General features: G+C 54.9%; 2 rRNA genes (1 of these 2 running past the window's edge). Both read left to right on the plus strand.

The features are described from left to right. Positions 1-2617 (plus strand): 23S ribosomal RNA (locus CXZ10_RS20505) (it extends 212 nt beyond the left edge of the window). Between the two features lie 139 nt (positions 2618-2756). Then, positions 2757-2872 (plus strand): 5S ribosomal RNA (gene rrf / locus CXZ10_RS20510). Positions 2873-2985 lie beyond the last annotated feature (113 nt).

A 2985-nucleotide genomic window follows, 5' to 3' on the forward strand; every position in this document is an offset into this window, starting at 1 on the left:
TGTTTGCGATTATGAAGATATCTGATCCTTGAATACATAGGGGATTAGAGGCGAACGCAGGGAAGTGAAACATCTAAGTACCTGCAGGAAAGGACATCAACCGAGACTCCGCAAGTAGTGGCGAGCGAACGCGGACCAGGCCAGTGGTCAATCAAACTAAAGCAGAACGGTCTGGAAAGGCCGGCGTTATGGGTGACAGCCCCGTATGTGTAGATGTTTGATTGATCCTTGAGTAAGGCGGGACACGTGCAATCCTGTCTGAACGTGGGGGGCCCACCCTCCAAGCCTAAGTACTCCTCAGCGACCGATAGCGAACCAGTACCGTGAGGGAAAGGTGAAAAGCACCCCGACGAGGGGAGTGAAAGAGTACCTGAAACCGGATGCCTACAAACAGTCGGAGGCTGCAATGCTGACGGCGTACCTTTTGTATAATGGGTCAGCGACTTAGTCTGTCGAGCGAGCTTAAGCCGTTAGGTGTAGGCGCAGCGAAAGCGAGTCTGAACAGGGCGTTCAGTTCGACGGATTAGACCCGAAACGAGGTGATCTAGTCATGAGCAGGCTGAAGGTGCGGTAACACGCACTGGAGGGCCGAACCCACGCCTGTTGAAAAAGTCGGGGATGACTTGTGACTAGGGGTGAAAGGCCAATCAAACCTCGAAATAGCTGGTTCTCCGCGAAATCTATTTAGGTAGAGCGTCGGACGAATACCTCGGGGGGTAGAGCACTGCATAGGCAAGGGGGTCCTACAGACTTACCGATCTTAAGCAAACTCCGAATACCCGAGAGTACTATCCGGCAGACACACGGCGGGTGCTAACGTCCGTCGTGAAGAGGGCAACAACCCTGACCATCAGTTAAGGTCCCGAAGTCACGGCTAAGTGTGAAACGATGTGGGAATCCCAAAACAACCAGGATGTTGGCTTAGAAGCAGCCATCATTTAAAGAAAGCGTAACAGCTCACTGGTCTAGACAAGGGTTCCTGCGCGGACAATGTAACGGGGCTCAAGCCGTGCACCGAAACTATGGGTTTGCACTTGTGCAAGCGGTAGCGGAGCGTTCCGTAGGCCTGTGAAGGAGGATGGGCGACCACCTCTGGAGGTATCGGAAGTGAGAATGCTGACATGAGTAACGCTAAGGGTGTGAGAAGCACCCTCGCCGAAAGTCCAAGGGTTCCTGCGTAAAGCTAGTCTTCGCAGGGTTAGCCGGTCCCTAAGGCGAGGCCGACAGGCGTAGTCGATGGGAATGAGGTGAATATTCCTCAGCCAGCAGGTGGTGACGGATGTGAAGGATCGTATTCCCTTAACGGATTGGGGATGCGGTCTCAGCGTTCCAGGAAATAGCCCCTGCATCAGACCGTACCCGAAACCGACACAGGTGGACTGGTAGAGTATACCAAGGCGTTGAGCGAATTGTGCTGAAGGAACTCGGCAAATTGCCTCCGTAACTTCGGGAGAAGGAGGCCCCGGTTTTGGGCAACCAAGATCGGGGGGCACAGACTAGGGGGTGGCGACTGTTTAACAAAAACACAGGGCTCTGCGAAGCCGCTAAGGCGACGTATAGGGTCTGACGCCTGCCCGGTGCCGGAAGGTTAAGAGGAGGGGTGCAAGCTCCGAATTGAAGCCCCGGTAAACGGCGGCCGTAACTATAACGGTCCTAAGGTAGCGAAATTCCTTGTCGGGTAAGTTCCGACCTGCACGAATGGCGTAACGACTTCCCCGCTGTCTCCAGCACAGGCTCAGTGAAATTGAATTCCCCGTGAAGATGCGGGGTTCCTGCGGTCAGACGGAAAGACCCCGTGCACCTTTACTATAGCTTCACACTGGCATTCGTGTCGGCATGTGTAGGATAGGTGGTAGGCTATGAAGTGGGGGCGCCAGCTCTCATGGAGCCATCCTTGAAATACCACCCTTATCGTCATGACTGTCTAACCGCGGCCCGTCATCCGGGTCCGGGACAGTGTGTGGTGGGTAGTTTGACTGGGGCGGTCGCCTCCCAAAGAGTAACGGAGGCGCGCGAAGGTAGGCTCAGACCGGTCGGAAATCGGTCGACGAGTGCAATGGCATAAGCCTGCCTGACTGCGAGACTGACACGTCGAGCAGAGTCGAAAGACGGCCATAGTGATCCGGTGGTCCCTCGTGGACGGGCCATCGCTCAACGGATAAAAGGTACGCCGGGGATAACAGGCTGATGATGCCCAAGAGTCCATATCGACGGCATCGTTTGGCACCTCGATGTCGACTCATCACATCCTGGGGCTGGAGAAGGTCCCAAGGGTTCGGCTGTTCGCCGATTAAAGTGGTACGTGAGTTGGGTTCAGAACGTCGTGAGACAGTTCGGTCCCTATCTGCCGTGGGTGTAGGAGTATTGAGAGGATCTGTCCCTAGTACGAGAGGACCGGGATGGACATACCTCTGGTGGACCTGTTGTGGCGCCAGCCGCATTGCAGGGTAGCTAAGTATGGACTCGATAACCGCTGAAGGCATCTAAGCGGGAAACGAACCTCAAAACCAGTGCTCCCTATCAGAGCCGTGGAAGACCACCACGTCGATAGGCCGGGTGTGGAAGCGCAGCAATGCGTGAAGCTTACCGGTACTAATAGCTCGATCGGCTTCATCGCTCTCATTATCCCTGTCCATCCCAAAAAGATGAACAACAGGACAAACCAAACACGATCCGATGGACGCAAAACCCATCGCCAAAGACCAATCGTCACGCTCAACCCACCCAAAAAGGGTTGAGCTCTTGCCCTTCGCCGGCCTGGTGGTCATGGCGGGGAGAAATGCACCCGATCCCATCCCGAACTCGGCCGTGAAACTCCCCAGCGCCAATGGTACTCCGTCTCAAGACGCGGGAGAGTAGGTCGCTGCCAGGCCTGCAAAGGACAAGACAACGATAAACACAAACCACACGACAAATTCTCTTCCCACAAAACAAACAACGCAAAACGCAAAACAAAGCCCTCAAGGTGAAAACCGAGAGGGCTTT

Source organism: Pleomorphomonas diazotrophica (genome assembly GCF_002844595.1).
GTDB classification, from domain to species: Bacteria; Pseudomonadota; Alphaproteobacteria; order Rhizobiales; family Pleomorphomonadaceae; genus Pleomorphomonas; species Pleomorphomonas diazotrophica.